Source organism: Streptomyces sp. NPDC014734 (assembly GCF_043083325.1).
Classification (GTDB): Bacteria; Actinomycetota; Actinomycetes; order Streptomycetales; family Streptomycetaceae; genus Streptomyces.
The window spans coordinates 52,697-68,511 of record NZ_JBIBYN010000026.1; the positions used below are offsets into that span (position 1 = coordinate 52,697).

General features: G+C 67.9%; 16 protein-coding genes. 5 read left to right on the plus strand and 11 right to left on the minus strand.

Features of this window, described 5'->3' with window-relative positions:
* Window positions 1–10: 10 nt before the first annotated feature.
* On the minus strand, window positions 11–517 hold the full coding sequence (locus tag ACF1CT_RS31525; protein WP_391787402.1) for a hypothetical protein: 507 nt from the start codon (window positions 515–517) through the stop codon (window positions 11–13).
* Between the two features lie 337 nt (window positions 518–854).
* On the opposite strand from ACF1CT_RS31525, the gene ACF1CT_RS31530 reads away from it, so the two are divergent.
* The 4 genes from ACF1CT_RS31530 (at window position 855) to ACF1CT_RS31545 (ending at window position 5,921) form a co-directional block, all read left to right on the plus strand.
* Complete coding sequence (locus tag ACF1CT_RS31530; protein WP_391787403.1) at window positions 855–2,066, plus strand: cytochrome P450; 1,212 nt, start codon at window positions 855–857, stop codon at window positions 2,064–2,066.
* A 51-nt stretch (window positions 2,067–2,117) separates the two neighbouring features.
* The gene (locus ACF1CT_RS31535) at window positions 2,118–2,669 is read left to right on the plus strand and encodes a hypothetical protein (RefSeq protein WP_391787404.1); all 552 of its coding nucleotides are present in this window, start codon (window positions 2,118–2,120) and stop codon (window positions 2,667–2,669) included.
* A gap of 57 nt (window positions 2,670–2,726) precedes the next feature.
* Entirely contained in the window at window positions 2,727–4,238 is a 1,512-nt protein-coding gene (locus tag ACF1CT_RS31540) for an MFS transporter (protein WP_391787405.1), read from the plus strand.
* Between the two features lie 228 nt (window positions 4,239–4,466).
* On the plus strand, window positions 4,467–5,921 hold the full coding sequence (locus tag ACF1CT_RS31545; RefSeq protein WP_391787406.1) for a DHA2 family efflux MFS transporter permease subunit: 1,455 nt from the start codon (window positions 4,467–4,469) through the stop codon (window positions 5,919–5,921).
* 241 nt (window positions 5,922–6,162) lie between these two features.
* Here ACF1CT_RS31545 and ACF1CT_RS31550 read toward each other — a convergent pair whose 3' ends face one another.
* The 10 genes from ACF1CT_RS31550 to ACF1CT_RS31595 all read right to left on the minus strand — a co-directional run bounded on the left by ACF1CT_RS31550 (window position 6,163) and on the right by ACF1CT_RS31595 (window position 15,109).
* The gene (locus ACF1CT_RS31550) at window positions 6,163–6,621 is read right to left on the minus strand and encodes a nuclear transport factor 2 family protein (protein ID WP_391787407.1); all 459 of its coding nucleotides are present in this window, start codon (window positions 6,619–6,621) and stop codon (window positions 6,163–6,165) included.
* A gap of 130 nt (window positions 6,622–6,751) precedes the next feature.
* Window positions 6,752–7,975 (minus strand): cytochrome P450, encoded by a 1,224-nt coding sequence (locus tag ACF1CT_RS31555; protein WP_391787408.1) that lies wholly within the window; start codon window positions 7,973–7,975, stop codon window positions 6,752–6,754.
* A 77-nt stretch (window positions 7,976–8,052) separates the two neighbouring features.
* Window positions 8,053–8,808: a maleylpyruvate isomerase N-terminal domain-containing protein gene (locus tag ACF1CT_RS31560; protein WP_391787409.1), complete on the minus strand. Its 756-nt coding sequence runs from the start codon at window positions 8,806–8,808 to the stop codon at window positions 8,053–8,055.
* A 42-nt stretch (window positions 8,809–8,850) separates the two neighbouring features.
* Window positions 8,851–9,069, minus strand: coding sequence for a ferredoxin (locus ACF1CT_RS31565; RefSeq protein WP_391787410.1), 219 nt, complete (start codon window positions 9,067–9,069; stop codon window positions 8,851–8,853).
* Window positions 9,066–10,163 carry an alpha/beta hydrolase gene (locus ACF1CT_RS31570; protein WP_391787411.1) on the minus strand — a complete coding sequence of 366 codons (1,098 nt, stop codon included), beginning with the start codon at window positions 10,161–10,163 and terminating at the stop codon, window positions 9,066–9,068. The genes ACF1CT_RS31565 and ACF1CT_RS31570 overlap by 4 nt, the downstream gene beginning before the upstream one ends.
* Window positions 10,160–10,963 carry a 2-oxo acid dehydrogenase subunit E2 gene (locus tag ACF1CT_RS31575; RefSeq protein WP_391787412.1) on the minus strand — a complete coding sequence of 268 codons (804 nt, stop codon included), beginning with the start codon at window positions 10,961–10,963 and terminating at the stop codon, window positions 10,160–10,162. The genes ACF1CT_RS31570 and ACF1CT_RS31575 overlap by 4 nt, the downstream gene beginning before the upstream one ends.
* Window positions 10,960–11,178, minus strand: a complete 219-nt coding sequence (locus ACF1CT_RS31580; RefSeq protein WP_391787435.1) for an acyl carrier protein — start codon at window positions 11,176–11,178, stop codon at window positions 10,960–10,962. The genes ACF1CT_RS31575 and ACF1CT_RS31580 overlap by 4 nt, the downstream gene beginning before the upstream one ends.
* Before the next feature lie 5 nt (window positions 11,179–11,183).
* Entirely contained in the window at window positions 11,184–13,118 is a 1,935-nt protein-coding gene (locus tag ACF1CT_RS31585) for an HAD-IIIC family phosphatase (RefSeq protein WP_391787413.1), read from the minus strand.
* A 4-nt stretch (window positions 13,119–13,122) separates the two neighbouring features.
* On the minus strand, window positions 13,123–14,154 hold the full coding sequence (locus ACF1CT_RS31590; protein ID WP_391787414.1) for a 3-oxoacyl-ACP synthase III family protein: 1,032 nt from the start codon (window positions 14,152–14,154) through the stop codon (window positions 13,123–13,125).
* A gap of 118 nt (window positions 14,155–14,272) precedes the next feature.
* The gene (locus ACF1CT_RS31595) at window positions 14,273–15,109 is read right to left on the minus strand and encodes a BTAD domain-containing putative transcriptional regulator (protein ID WP_391787415.1); all 837 of its coding nucleotides are present in this window, start codon (window positions 15,107–15,109) and stop codon (window positions 14,273–14,275) included.
* A 450-nt stretch (window positions 15,110–15,559) separates the two neighbouring features.
* Here ACF1CT_RS31595 and ACF1CT_RS31600 point away from each other — a divergent pair, with 450 nt between their 5' ends.
* Window positions 15,560–15,778, plus strand: coding sequence for a DUF5988 family protein (locus ACF1CT_RS31600; RefSeq protein WP_391787416.1), 219 nt, complete (start codon window positions 15,560–15,562; stop codon window positions 15,776–15,778).
* Window positions 15,779–15,815: the final 37 nt, after the last annotated feature.

Here is a 15,815-nt window from a genome sequence, read left to right on the forward strand (position 1 = left end):
CCCCAGCCCGTTACTCGATCGAGCCGGATGACCCGGCGGGGCAGAGCTCGATCCATCCGTTGAGACTCTTGCCCATTTTGGTGATCTGGAAGTGGCGCTTCCCGATCATCCCGCGGTACCTGCCTTCGATTCCGATCACCGGGAGATACTGCCACGCGCCCTTTTCCGCCCGGGTGATGTCGTAGATGCCCTGCGCCTCGACGGCTCCGTCCGCGAACTCGATGCGCTCGTCCGAGTGCTCGGCCATGTCACCGTTGTCAAGGCGGGAGGGAATTTCGGCCTTCCCGTAGACGGTGGCTATCCGTTTTCCGTCCGCGTCGGTCAAGTGGTCGAAGTACGTGGCACTTCCACCGATGTTGTACGGATACCGTCCGCCCAGATCGCGCATCGAACCGTCGACGATCTCCTCCTTCAGGCCCTTCATGACGATGCAGTCCTTCGCCCGGCCCGAGGTCTGGTGTGCGGTCCCGCCGGTACCGTCGTCGGCGACACCTCGTACGGCGCTGAGGGAGATCACCACCACTCCCGCCGTGAACGTTCCCAAGAAAGCGCGTGTGCGCACCCTGAAGGCCATACCCACCTTCCAGCAGTCCTGCCGCGGCCCGTTCCCGTGGCCGCGAACCGGAGAAGACGCCCGGTGGATCGCCGGGCAACACCTTGTCGCGGGACCGTAGTCGACATTCCTAAAGCGGGGCTTACGGCCCGGGGACAGCACGGGCCGGACACGCTCCCCGACCGCGTCCGCCGAGCAGGCGGGGCGTGGGGAGGAAAGCGGGACGCAAGCGAGCCTTAAGGCGCGGCGCGGATATTGCCTTCGACCTTCCGCCCAGCCCTGCCGTACGAAGGAGAGGAACTTGACCGAGGCAGCCGATCCCCCGTTCCCGAATTTCCCCATGCCCCGGGAATGCCCCTTCCGCCCACCCGCCCAGTACGCGGAGCTGCGCGCCGAGCGTCCCGTCTCCCAGGTCACCCTGCCCAGCGGCAACAGCGCCTGGGTGATCGCCGACTACGAGCTGGTCCGTGAGTTCCTGGCCGATCCGCGAGCCAGCGCCAACCGCGCCGACCCCAGTTACCCGTCCGTCCTGCCCCGGCAGCCGGTGTCGAGCCAACAGGCGAAGGGCCTGCTCACCTGGATGGATCCGCCGGAGCACACCGCGCACCGGCGAATGGTCGTCAATGAGTTCACCGCCAAACGGGTGGCTGCGATGGGTCAGCACATCCGGGCCGTCGCCGAGGACTGCATGGACCAGATGCTCCTGAACGGCCGTTCGGCGGATCTGGTCCAGTCGCTCTCACTGCCCGTACCCTCACGGGTGATCTGTGAACTCCTCGGCGTTCCCTACTCGGACAGGGAGCTGTTCGACAAGCGCACGGTCGTCATCCTCAATCACCAGAGCTCGGTCGAGGACCGAATGGCCGCGTGGCAGGAACTCCGCACGTACCTCAGCGATCTGGTGTCGGCCAAGGTACGGGTCCCCGAGGACGACCTGCTGAGCAGGCTCGTGAAGAAGTATCAGGACGCGGGAACGTTCGACCACGAGTTGCTGACGGGACTCGCCGTGGCACTGCTCGTCGCGGGACACGAGACGACCGCCAACATGATCTCGCTCGGCACGGTGTTCCTCCTGGAAAACCCGGACCGGCTCACCGAGTTGAAGGAACACCCCGAGAACGCCGCTCAGGTGGTGGAGGAACTCCTCCGGTACTTCAGCATCGCCGACTACTCCACCAGCCGCGTGACGACCGCCGACATCGAGATCGGTGGCGTGGTGATCCCCGGGGGTTCGGGCGTCATCGCCCTGAACTCGGCGGCCAACAACGACGAGAAGGTCTTCACCGACCCGGACGCGTTCGACGCGCACCGGGATGCCAGACGCCATATGGCGTTCGGCTACGGGATCCACCAGTGCCTGGGCCAGAGCCTCGCCCGCCTGGAGCTGGAAATTGTGCTCACAACACTGTTCCGGCGCATTCCGGACCTGCGGCTGGCCATTCCTGCCGAGCAGCTCTCGTACAAGCACAACGCCGCCTTCTACGGCATCTACGAGGTGCCTGTCGCCTGGTGAACAACATGATTCAGCCGGTCCCGACAGAACCTACCGGAGAGTGATGGCCCCATGCCCTTCCGTCTGCGTCGGCGTTCCGTATGGCGCCGCGGGCCGGCCGGCCTGCTGAGCGTCGCGGTACTGCTCACCGGGACAGTGTCCTGCGGGAGCGCCACCACCTCCACCGGTGATCCCGGTTGCGTCGTCCTCCGTGATCTTGAGGAGCGGGCGGTCGGGGAGGTGACCACGTCACTGGCGGGGGCCCCGCCGCTGGACCGCTCCCCGAAGCTCGGCGACGGCTCCGCGTACGTCCGGCACCTGTACGGCTCCGGGGCCGAACCGACCGCCACCGTCTACGGCACGTCACATGTGCGCAGGCGCATGCCCAACGGGCATCTCCTGGGCTACGTCGACGAACGGATCGAGTTCCCCGACGGCACCGTGACGGCGCAGGGGTTCTACGACCTGACGGCCGCCATGGCGGGCACATCGCAGTACGTCCCGACGATCGGCCTCACAGGCAGTTTCCGCGACAAGATGGGCCGGCGAACGTTCCACACCGTCGCGCGGGACGGGGAGTTCAGCGCCGACATCGAGATGTGTCCGGCCGGGATGCTCAAGTAGAACGGCAGAGCCCGGCCCCCTGAACGCGATGGCAACGCACACGGATCGGAGCGAACAATGGCCGGACCAGCACGCACGGCATGGCCGTTCCTGGCCGCCTCACTGCCCATGCTCCTGGTGTCACTCAACAACCTCGTCGTGACCAACGCGCTGCCGGAGATCAGCTCTGATCTCCACACCAGCGTCAGCCAGTTGCAGTGGGTGGTGAACGGCTACATCCTCGCCTTCGCGGGCCTGCTGCTGACCGCTGCCGCGCTCGGCGATCGCTACGGCAGGCGCGCGGTGTTCCTCGGCGGCATCCTCGTGTTCGCTGTCGGCTCCGCGGGCTGCGCGCTGTCCGACTCCACCACGACTCTGGTCGTGGCGCGGGTGCTTCAGGGGCTGGGGGCGGCGGCGGTCCAGCCGCTGTCACTGACGTTGGTCGCGGGAGCGGCGCCCGAGCACGCGCGCAGTACGGCCATCGGTCTGTGGGGCGGCGTCAACGGCCTGGGCGTCGCCCTCGGCCCGCTGGTCGGCGGGGCCGTCACGGAGGGCCTGTCCTGGCAGTGGATCTTCTGGGTCAACGTACCGATCGCGCTGTTGGCCGCGCTGCTGGTGCTCAGGGTGATCGGCGAGTCCAGGGGGCAGGACCGCAGGCTGGACCTGCTGGGCATGCTGCTGGTGTCCGGTGCGGTGACTCTGGCGGTGTGGCTGATCGTCACCGCCGGCGACGCCGGCTGGACATCGGCCCCCGTCCTGACCGCAGGCTGCGGCGCGGTCGGCCTCTTCGTCCTGTTCATCCTGTGGGAGCGCCGGGCGGAGGCCCCTCTGCTGCCATTGCGCTTCTATCGCGTGCCGGCGTTCGTCCTGAGCAACGTCGCTTCGCTCGCCATGTTCTTCGGTGTCTTCGGATCGATCTTCTTCCTCGCCCAGTACATGCAGGGGCCTCTGGGCTTCTCGCCGTTCGAGGCCGGGGTGCGCACGCTGCCCTGGACCGCGATGCCCATGGTCGTCGCACCGCTCGTCGGCCCCTTCATCGACCGGATCGGAGGTGGCCGGCTGATGACCGCCGGCCTGTTGATCCAAGCCGGGGCGCTGGCCTGGATCGCGTCGATCGCCCGGATCGACCTGAATTACGAGCGGCTGGTTCCGGCCCTGTTGACCGCCGGCGTAGGAATGGGCCTGGTGTTCGCGCCGACGATGGCGGTGGTGCTCGGCTCGGTGCGGCCCCACGAGCACGGGAAGGCATCGGGGGCGAACAACACACTGCGCGAGGTCGGCGGCGCGCTCGGCATCGCCGTGCTCACCACCGTCTTCAGCGCTCATTTCGTGGACACCCGGGATCTGTTCAAACTGCGCGCCGAGTTGCTGTCGCCGGTCGACACCGCCGCGGCTTTCGTCCGTGGCATGCGGTGGGCGATCGGGCTGGGCGCAGTGGTCGTCGCGCTGGGCGGGGCGGCCGCGGCCTTCATTCCGCGGCGGGCGCGTGCCGATGCCTCCGCCGATGCCCGCCCCGCCCGGGACCGGCCGTCCGGGAGCGATGCCCACCCCGCCGAAAGCCCGCTGCCTTCGGCCCGTCCGGGTCCCTGACACTGCTCGCCCGTCCCCTCGCTCGCCGCCGGAGCATGGCCCGTTGACAACCGGGGCGAGCGCCCCGTATCTTCTTGAGGAGTCGATTTCGCTTAATGCTGAGAGTCGTCCTGGCCGCTCGGCTGTTCTGTTTCCCATCCCCTCCGGCTTGGCACGCAGCCGCCGACGCATAAGCCGACCGCGCGACTCCGGTATTCCATATGGAAATTCGAGGAGTACAGGAAGACCATGACGAGCGCGAGCGAGAAAGATAAACTCGATCCAGCACTGCGCAAATTGATGGGAATTCTCATCATCGGCATCATCGCCGTGCTGTTGGATACAACGATCGTCAATGTCGCGATCAACACACTGAGGCAGGAACTGAATGTCTCGGTGTCGACGATCCAGTGGGTGAACACTGGTTACCTGCTGGCACTGGGCATGGTTATTCCCCTGACTGCATGGACGGTCGCCCGCTTCGGCGCAAAGCGGATGTGGTTATTTTCCCTCACCCTGTTCCTGGTCGGGTCCGTTCTTTCCGGTATGGCCTGGGACATCAACAGCCTCATCGGCTTCCGGGTCCTGCAGGGAATCGGCGGCGGGCTCATGTTCCCGATCCTGCAGACCCTGCTCCTTCAGGCCGCCGGAGCCCAGCGCGTCGGGCGCCTGATGGCCGTCGTCGGCATGCCCGCGGTGGTCGTGCCGATTCTCGGCCCGGTCGCCGGCGGGCTGATCATCAGCAATGCGAGCTGGCGCTGGATCTTCCTCATCAACATCCCCATCTGCCTGATCGGCCTGGTGCTGGCGTGGCGGGGACTGCCGGAAAGCCCGGGACGGAGCAAGTCCGGACTCGACGTTCTCGGCCTGGTCCTCCTGTCCCCCGCACTCGCGGGCATGCTCTACGGACTCTCCCAGGTCGGCGCCAGGGGCGGCTTCGCACACGCCTCGGTGATCGTTCCGGTCGCGGCAGGCCTGATCCTGCTCGCCGCCTTCATCCGCCACGCGCTGCGCAGCGATGAACCGGTCGTCGACGTGCGGTTGTTCCAACTCCGTTCGTTCACCGGTTCCGGCGTGCTGCTCTTCATCTCCGGCCTGTCGCTGTACGGAGTGATGATGCTGCTGCCCCTGTACTACCAGCAGGTCGGCGGCCACTCGGCGCTCAAGACCGGCCTCCTCCTCGTCCCGCAGGGTGTCGGCAGCCTGCTCACCCGTGGCCCCGCCGGGCGCCTCACCGACAAGCTGGGGCCGCGCCCGGTCGTCCTGGTCGGCATGACGCTCACCGTGCTGGGCATCGCCGCGTACACCCAGGCGGCCCACAGCCCGAACTTCGTGGTTCTCAGCGCCTCTCTGGTCGTCCTCGGTGCCGGACTCGGCGCTGCCACGGTGTCCGTCATGACCGCGGCCTTCCAGGGTCTGCAGCCCGGCCAGATTCCGCACGCCAGCAGCGCGACGCGGATCCTGCAGCAGGTGGGCGGCTCCTTCGGTACCGCCGTGCTCGCCGTGATTCTGCAATGGCAGCTCTCCGGGCACACCCAGGACGCCGCCGGACGGGCCGCGGCGTTCGGGAACACCTTCTGGTGGGTGCTCGGCTTCGCCGCGGTCTCCGTCGCCCCCGCCATGCTTCTGCCGCACCGGGCGCGCAGGCCCCAGCCGCAGGGTGCGGTTCCGGCCGAGGCGACCGGCGAGTCCATGTCCAAGTAGCGCATCGTGCCCTTGTCGCTCGCGCAGGAGCCGACGCCTTCTCCGCGAGCGCCGAGAGCCCGTGCGGTTTCCGTCCGCGACCCGCCCCGGACGGAGAGCACCGGGCAGAAAGAGGCACCCGCCGGCCGCGGTGTCGTCGCTGCGACGCACAGGCGGGGCGGGCGGGTGCAGACATACGCGCGCGGGTGTTCCGCGGATGAAGGAGATCACCCGCGGAACACCCGCGCGAGGACTGGGCGCATCAACCGATCTGGCCGAGCATCGCGGCCAGCTGCCCAAGCGTCCCACCGGCGGCCGCGCCGCCGATGATGTTCGGGTAGTCGTACCACTCGACGATCTCCCCGTGGCAGACCCTCAGCACGCCGATCGAGGAATCCAGCTCGAACGCCTCACCGGTGACATTCGACTTGCCCTTGATCTTGAACTGCATGACGACGACCTCGGGGTCCTTGCCCTCGTGGAAGGTCGGGATCACTTCCTGGAGCTCCAGCGCGCTCGCGGCCTCGTTGGAAGCGACGGCCCGCATGTGCTCCATGATGGCGGCCCGCCCCTCGATTCGAGCCGGAGCTCCGGGCAGGGCGAACGGAGTGATGTATGCACTGTTCTCAGCGAACACATCAGGGGTTTCCTTCGTCAGCATTCCGGCGGAAATTCGCTCGGCGACTTCCCGAGCCGTCGCATGCTTGTGGAATTCGTTCACGAGAACTCTCCTGGTCCGTAGCGCCGCAGCGCTGCATGTCGGAACGGACCGAACGCCGGAAACGCAACCGGAACGATCAGCCCGGTTGAAATATACGGGGCGTGCGCCCCGGTAGTCAATATACGGACAGTCACCAGACGACCGGAAGCTCGTAGACCCCATAGGTGTTCGCATCGCCCTTGTAGGGCAATTCGTCCGCCGGTACCGCCAGGCGCAGAGTGGGAATGCGCCGGAAAAGGGTGGTCAGGGTGACCTCCAGCTCCATCTTGGCCAGGTTCTGGCCTATGCACTGGTGCGGGCCGTGTCCAAATGCCAGGTGCTGACGGACATCCCGGGTGATGTCCAGCCTCTCGGGTGCCTCGAAGGCCCCCGGATCCCAGTTCCCCGCGAGGGAGAGCGCCATTACTCCCTCGCCCGCCGGAATGGTCTCGCCACCGATTTCGATGTCGGCAAGCGCCACCCTGGAACCCGCCGTGTCGGAGATCGAGAAGTAGCGCAGCAGCTCGTCCACCGCCTGGGAGGCCAGCGAGGGATCGGCCGTGAGGGAGGCGAGTTGTCCGGGATTCTCCAGCAGTCCGATGACACCCAGCCCGATCATGTTGGCCGTTGTCTCGTAACCGGCGATGAGCAGCAGCGCCGCCAACGCCACCAGCTCCCCGTGCTCCAGTGTTCCCGCCTCGCGGTTCTTCACGATCAGCCTGCCGATCAGGTCGTCACCAGGCTCCTCCTCCTTCGTCGCGACCAGCTTGTCGAGGTACGACATGAGCTCGCCGTTGGCCTTCTGACGCTCCTCCAGGCTGCTGTTGTGATTGATCTGCACCTTGGTGCGGCTCTCGAAGAAGTCGCGGTCGGCGTAAGGGACACCCAACAGTTCGCACAGGGCGAGCGAGGGAACCGGAAGCGCCAGTGCCTGCACCAGATCCGCGCGAGAGCCCTGGGCGAGCATCTCGTCGACGCGAGCGTTCACTATTTGCTGGATGCGGGGCCGCAGCTTCTGCACCCGCTTGACGGTGAACTCAGGGATGATCAGCCGCCGCCGGGCGGTGTGCTCGGGCGGATCGAGACCGATCAGCGACTGGCTGAACCGGAAGAGCCCGCGCAGCGCCTCCGGGTCCTCGATCGGGTAGGGCAGCGGGAAGCCGGGGTGGGTGCGGTCGGAACTGATCCTCGGGTCGGCCAGTGCGCGGCGCGCCAGCTCATGACTGGTGATCAGCCAGACCGGCCGACCGGAAGGCAGCATGTGCCGGGCCACCGGACGCGCCTCGCGGAGCTGCTCGTACTCACCCGGCGGGCGCAGCGGGCAGGATCGAGCCATGGGGTAGGAGTGGATCTCGGTGGTCTCGACTTCGCTCATGGGTCATCCAATCGGTTCGCGATTCACCGGTACGGGCCGCGCGCCCTCCGGCAGCGGACGGGGGCCGTCGGCCGATGTCACGGGGAGCGCAGCGTGTCGAGGAGTTCGTGGTCACCGGTGACCACGGCATTGCTCGGCCGCCCCCACAGCGCCCGGTACACCGCGTCGGCGCCGCCGGTGACGGACGCGGACCGCTCATGGGGCTCGGCCGCGTCCACCACCTGGGGAACGGCGTCCGGCCGCACCCTGACGTGCCATGTCCGACCGGTGTCCGTCGCGCGGTACGTCACGCTTCCCGCGATGGTGATCGGATCCCGGCGCGGGACGAAGGCGGGGACCAGGAGGGTGAGGTATTCCTCGATGCCGTCCATCGCCAACTCGGTGTCGAACGACACCGATCCGAGCATCCCCCCGGTTTCCCCGCCCGCGCGCGCATGCTCGGCGTCCAGGCGGTGGACCGCCGTCTCGTGCGCCACCACCCTCAGCCAGAAGACAGCTGTCCTCGCCGCGGCGGGCGAGAAGACCCATGCCCGCGTCGCGGCCGGGTCGATTCCGTTCAGGCGGTCAAGTAGCTTGCCGCGGGCGGTGTCCCATGCCTCCAGCGCCGGGTCCCAGTCCTTCGGCGGCTGTCCGAAGTCGGGCATCGGGCCGTCCGGAGGACTGTCCATCCCCGTCGTCGCTGCCCCGTAGGCCCACGCCATGTGGCTGAGGATGTCGTTGCTCGTCCATCCGGGACAGGTGGCCACCGGCACACCGGGACCGACGTCGAGAAGAACACCGCGCAACGCCTCGGACTGCCGCTCGATCGCGTCGATGAGAGCATCATGTCGCATGGAGCACGCCTTCCTGTTCCTTGTGAGTGGGTCGGTGAGAACTCATGTGCCCGGGACCCCCGGTCGGGCCTCGCGCATCAGCAGAGCGCCGGCCGGACAGAGCGAGACGGCGGTCCTCGCCGCCCGCTCGTCGTCCTGTCCGGGCTGACGCAGGACCAGGACGAGCCCGTCGTCCTCGTCCTGGTCGAACAGCTTCGGTGCGGTCACCGCACACTGGCCGGCGCCCACACAGACATCCCTGTCGGCTTCGATCTCGATCATCCGCGGACTCCCGGTCTCCGGTCGGCCTTTCCGTTGCGCGCGCGCAGCAGCCGCAGCACCAGGCCGAGGGCGCCGCTGCGCGGATCGCGCACACCGTGCATGCGCAGGATGGACAGCAGCGCCCACATGCGCGTTTCCCTCACGTGCTGCGGCGATCCGTGCACGTCGTCGTGTTCGACCAGGTCCAGCCGTCGGGCATGCTCACGCAGCAGGCTCACGTCCCCGGCGGGGACGATCTCGTCACGCAGGCTTGCGCTGTACGCGATCGGCAGGTCCAGCGAGGCGATCAGGCCGGGGCTGAGGGCCCATGGGGCCAGGAGGCCGGGCAGCGCGTCCGCCGAGGTGGTGGTGAGGTGGGCGAGGGTGTCGACGGTGATCCGCGGCAGGTGCCGCTGCCGGCCGAGGCCGGTGAAGAAGGCGCTGACCGGGGCACCGGCCGTGACCACCCCCCGGATACGTGAATCCGCCGCCGCCGCACGCAGTGCCAGGTGCCCACTGAAGCTGAGGGCCATGGCGTATGTCGAGGACACCTGTGCCCGGCCTGCCACGGCGTCGAGGATCCGGGGCAGCATCCGCCAGCTGTCCTCGTCGTAGCGCAGACCGTTCTCACCGACCCCGGGCATCTCGGTGACCACACCCGCCATCTTGAAACGGGTGACGGCGGCGAGGGCCGGCGCCCACTGTTCCTTGGTGCTGACGATGCCGCCGCACATCAGCACCAGGGGGCGCGGCTCGGTGGCGGACAGACCACCGGCCCAGCACGTCACCCTGCCGCCCGGTTGGTCAAGTTCGAGTCGTTCGATCCGGTGGTCGGCAGCCCATTCGGAGAAGGTCCGCACACACTGGTCCTGCGCGTCCTGCCGGGCTGGACCGTCCACGTAGGGGAAGCGGGCCATGGTGTAGTGCCGTACGGCGTCCAGCAGTCGGCCACGCGCCCGCAGGCTCTCGGCCCGGCGCGTCCACTCCCCGGTCCAGTCTCCGGGCCCGACGCCCTCGTCGCCGGTGATGCCGTCGAGGATCTCCTGGTAGCCGGCGATGCGCTGGGCGCGGGCGTGCGTGCGTACGAAGTGCTTGAGCTCCAGGACGTCGTTCACCCGTCGCTCCCCTCCGCCACCGCCCGGCGGACGGCGGGAGCGACTCCGGTGAACGACTCAAGACGGTTCCGGAGATCGGTGAGGACGTCGGCGGCCTCGGCACCGTCGATCACCCTGTGGTCGAATGCCAGGTTCAGCCGCGTGACGGGGGCGATGGCGAGCTGCCCGCCGCGGGCCACGGGGCGCTCGGTGACACGCCCCAGTCCGAGAGTGACCGTGGTTCCTCCCACGGACTGGAATCCGTCGACCGCGCTGTGACCCAGCGAGCTGACGGCCAGGGTGCCCATCCGGCGAGCGCGAGCGCCCAGTGGGCGGGTCGCGGCCCTGAAGGCGGCCGCGCCGAGTGGCCATGGCAACCGTTGCAGGACCCGGGTTCCGCCGAACTCGCGCATGGCAGCCGGGTCACCGTCGCGGTAGCGGTCGACCTCGCGCTGAATGTCGTCCAGCGTGGCGGTGTGCACGCCCGGCACGATCGCGGAGAGCACGACCCGGTGCCCGCCGAGCCGTTTGTCGAGGGCGACCTTGGCGTCCACCGAACCGTACCGCGCCACTCTGGGCCGCAGGCGGCCCCGCAGCGCCGCGTTGGCCTCCGGATGATCGTGGAGCACCCGGCCGGCCGTGTGGAGCACGTACGTCACCCATGAATACCTCCGGCCCCGCTGTCGTGCTGCGGCACGGTGCTCCCGTACCGCGGTCATGTCCACTTCGGTGTCGAGGAAGACGGGTGAGAGTCCGCGGGCGTACTCAAGGAAGCGGAGCGTGTGGCGCCGTTCACGGGGCAGCGGTGTGGTGTCCGTCACTTCCCCTCCACCAACCTGTACAGGGAGCCCAGGTCGGGCGCCTGCAGAACGTCCGGGAAGGACAGGGCGCTGCCGGTCTCCCGTTCCAGTACGGCGATCAGCCGCAGCAGGTGGAGCGAGTCCCATTCCGGGACCTGGTCGAAGCCGACGTCCAGATGGCCGGCGGTGATGGGAAGGCCGATTTCGTCCCGGACTACCGCGACGAATTCATCCATGCTCTTCACAGCCGGGTGCTCCCTTCGAAATCCTCGGTGAGCCGCAGATGGTCCGGCGGGTCGGCGATCTCCGTCAGGTCGTGCCGGAAGACCGTCTCGGTGCCGTCGTCAAGGATCTGGACGAAGCCGGATCGCGGGTAGAAGCTCCGCACCTTGTCGTTCTTGGCCGTCGGCCGGTATGCCGCCTGCACGGCTCGGGCGCCGCCGGCGCGGGCGTGGCGCAGCACGGCCGACAAACAGGCGTTCTCGATACCCCGCGAGAACACCCGGCAGCTCAGCAGGAAGTTGTCGAGGTACGCGGTCTCGCCGTCGTGCCGGAGGAAGACGGCCCCGACGACTCCGTTGTCGCCGAAGCGGTCGCCCGCGTGGATCGCCAGGACGTGGTGGCCGGAGGCCGCGGCGAACTCGCTGACCTCCTGGGGCTGCAGGCGACGGTTCGTCAGGTTGAACTGGTTGGTGCGCAGGGTGATCTGGGAGACCCTGTTGTGGATTTCCTCCCCCGCCGCGGCCAGCCGCACATCGATCCGCAGCTCGCGCAGATAGTCCTCGATCGAGGAGAAGCTGTGCAGAAAGTCCTTCCGGGACAGCTCCTGGCGGTATTTCAGGGTCCGGGAATGGTCCTCCCGGGTCAGTTCCCGCACGTCGAACCAGCCGTCTCGCAGCAGTGTCCCGATGTGGTGCGCGGGATCCTCGCCGAGCTGCACCACCTCGGTATCGGGAAGTTCGCGTCCGACCAGGCCGCATTCGTAGGGGCTGTCGTCGGTGAACACGAAGCTGTCGGTGCCGAGGTTGAGTGCCGCGGCGAGGGCTTTGATGTTCTCGTGCTTGGGCTGCCAGTTCGCGGTGACCGAGACGAAGTCGTCCTCCCGCAGAACCATGTCCGGATGCTCCCGCAGCACCTGCTGGACCGGTTCGATGTCGTTCTTGCTGACCGCCGCCAGCAGCACTCCCTGCGAACCGATCTGCCTGACCACCTTCTGGAAGGCCTGGAACGCCCGGCCCCGGTACCCTGCCGCGACTTCGATGCCCTCCGGGCCGTCGTCGCCGAGCACACCGCCCCACAACGTCTCGTCCAGATCGACCACCAGGCACTTCTTCGTCCGTCCGGTGATCTGGCGGGCCAGGTGCCCGACCTCGCGGGCGTAGGCGCGCAGCAGGTCCGGGGACAGATGAGCCCCCGCGTACACGCTCAGCCGGGGATCGCGCACGGCGAGCCCCTCGGCGGCCGGCACGGTGAGGTCGAGGGCGACGACCGAGGAGTGGGTGTCGCCCAGGCGCAGCAGCCGGGCGGATGCCTCGTGCCACATCGCGGCGAGCCGGGAGCGGGAGCGGCTGGATACCAGCTGTGCCGTCATGTCCCGGAGCAGCGGCATGGTGTTGACGACCAGCGTGGCACCGCTGGTCTCCTGGAACGTCGATGCCAGCCGGTCCAGGAGTGCCAGTTTCCTCTCCAGCACCTGTTCGACGTCTTCGGGGCCCCACGGGACCGGCACCTCGTCGAAGACGACATACGGGTCGAGGACGCACAGCACGAGGTCCGGGGCGGCGCGGTACACGTCGCTTCCGGTGTCGGAGAGTTCGAATACGTAGGAGTCGAATTCGGTGAGGTGTGGGCGCAACAGCAGCCCGTGCCGGGCGAGTTCCGCGGTGAGCGGCGCGATCAGGGCCGAGAGCGTGCCGTGACCGGTGATCGCGACCGTCATGGTCGGCTGGTCCGCGTGGTGACGCAGTACCTCGTCCGGATCGAGCCGGGAGAGCAACTGCCCCACGGTGGCGAACTGTTCCTCGGGCACGTCCCGCAGGAGCGCCCGCACGCGAGGGTACTCGGCGGCGAGCCGCCCCTCGTGGTGGAGCTCCCTGATGATCTCGGCCGGGTTTCTTTGCGGTTCCGTCCGGTGGACGGTGGGGTCAGCCGTCGTCGGGGGGCCGGTGTCATTCATCGCTTCAGGCCATTTCCAGAGTGAAACCGGACTTGATCCACTTGCTGGACTCCACCGCCACGGCCACGGCGCGGTCGCCCGCCCCCATGCGGGGCAGCAACCGTTCCAGTTGGAAGAACGGCAGCGCGTTGGCAGTGTTGCCGGTCTCCGCGACGCAGCTGATCTCCTGGGCCCGCGGCAGCCCGAGGTGGCTGACGATGCGGTCCGTCATCCGGGCCGAGAGTTGCGGCGGCAGCAGCCAGGTGACGTCGGAGGCCCGCCAGCCCTGCCCGTCGAGGAGTTCCTTGAGCGCCTCGGCACTCAGCAGGGGGACGTTCTCCTCGATCGCCTTGAAGTCCTCGTGGAGCGCCGACCGCTTCTCCTGCCTGTCGCCCATCCCGAACCATTCGACGATCTGGCCGGGTGCCTTGCCGTGCCCGGCGCACCGGACGAGGACGCGGCGCAGCACGGGCGTGCCGGGTACCGGTTCGGCGGTCAGGACGGCGGCCCCCGCTCCGTCGCCGAAGAGAACGGTGTTGACCATCTCTCCGGGAGGAAGCTTGCCGAAGTCGAGGTCGAGGTCGATGTGTTTGGCGCACATCTCGCCCCCGATGACAAGAGCGGTGCGATGCCGTCCGGTCAGCAGCATCTGATGGGCGATGTCCAGGGCCTGCATGGCGCCGGTGCAGCCGGACTGGATCTGGTAGCCGGCCACTCCGTCGATGCCGAGCCGGTCGGCGACCACGTTGACGGTCGTCGGCAGCAGCGTGTCGGGCATCGAGGTGCCCATGATCAACAGGTCGATGTCACCGGGCGCGACGCCGGCCGCCTTCATCGCCTCTCTCCCCGCCTCCTCGGCGAGGTCGGCCAGGGAGAAACGCACCTCTCCGGTGTCCAGGTCCATGGACAGGTGCCGGGTGCGGGTACCGATGAACGTATCCACCCATTGCTCGAACACCCCGCTCGCGCGGAAGAACGTGCCCAGTCTCGCGTTGTCGACCGGCGGGCCGGGCAGCTTCGTGGCCACGGATCCGATGCGGATGTGTGGGACGGACATGGTGGTCCTTTCAGGGGCTTCCTCGGCCGGACAGCTGTCCGCACGGGTTGAGCGCCGCAGCCGTCGTCTCGGCTCCATCCTCGACAGTCCGGCAAAGTCGCGCTAAAGCCCGGCTTCGTCAACGGCCGGCCAGCACACGTCCGTCGTCGTCGGTCAGGATCGCCTGGTGCAGTTCGCGGAGCCGTCGGCAGGGTTCCAGTCCGAGGTCGTGCCGCAGCACGTCACGCGCCCGCTGGTAGATCCGCAGCGCGTCGGCACGGCGGCCGGTGCGGTGCAGCGCCGTCATGAGGCTTTCGTAGAACGCCTCGTGCAGCGGGTGCTCCGAGACCAGGGAGTACAGGAAGCCGATGAGCTCGTGGTCCCGGCCCAGTGCGAGGCTGGAGGCGACCATCATCTCGATGCACTCCAGGCGCAGCTCTTCGAGCCAGGTGACGAACCCGCTGACGATCCGGCCCTCCCCCACCCCGCCGAGCGCCGGGCCGCGCCACTGGCCGAGGGCCGCCTCGAAGCGGGCCACGGCCTCCTCGTGCTCCTGGGCCCGCACGAGGTCCCGTCCTTCACGAAAGAGCCGCTGGAAGACATGGAAGTCCAGCTCGTCGGACCCGAGATCCAGCAGGTAGCCGGGGGAACGGGTGACGATGGGACTGTTCCTTCGCCCGCGGGGCCCCAGAAAATTGCGCAGTTGCGAAATGTACACATGCAGGGCGGCGGTGGCCCGGCAGGGCGGGTTGTCGGCCCACAGCTCGTCCACCAGCTGATCCACGGACAGTACCTGCCCCGAGCGGATCAGCAGAGCGGCCAACAACGCTTCTTTCTTCCGTGCACTCAACGTGTGGCAACCGCCGGCGCGCACCACGCGTAACGATCCCAGGAGTTCGTATCGCACTCTTCCCCCTTGCCATTTGAATTCGCAGAAAGAATCGACCACCGTACTCGGCGCGCAAAATGACTGCACCGAGACTCGCAGGACACCTGCTGGAGCAGCAATAAGAGAAACCACCTACAGCCGACGTCCAGGCGTTCCACTTCGACGGCGCGGCACCCCGGAACCACCCGGCGGGGCACACCGGGAACGGACAGTGGGATATGCGCCCCGTACGGCGCGGCACAGTCCGGAGACCAGCACCTGACTCGACGTCGGGCCTCGCACCACGCCCTCCGATCCCACTCCGGATAGATCACAACGTGACGTAGATCACGAACACGCGGGTGTCAGTTTCGCCCCCTACGGCCAAGAATGACCGCACATAAAGCCGAATGAGAGAATCACCCCTCCCGATTCCCAGGCAAACCGCTCGCCCTCTTCAGAAAATCTTTAGCGTTGACGCTTAGCGTCAAAGACGCGCATTCCTTTGGGTGAATCCTCAGGAAACCGATCGCGAAGAGAACGGCGAGGGACGACATCATGACGAACACCGATAAGCCCAACGCCATACTGAAGGGCGGGCCTTCCCACTTTCCGGAGCACATGCGCATCCGCCACCTCACCGACCCGACGGAAAAGGTGAAGGTCCTGTTCGGCAACCGGTACGAGCACTTCGAAGCGACCTCGGAGACCACCGACCAGCCGGTCGACGGGCTGCAGGTCTTCGTCTGGGTCGATCACACCTACGTCGCCGAGTAGGGGCTGTCCGTAATCCGTGGTGGATCGGCGCGCGGCG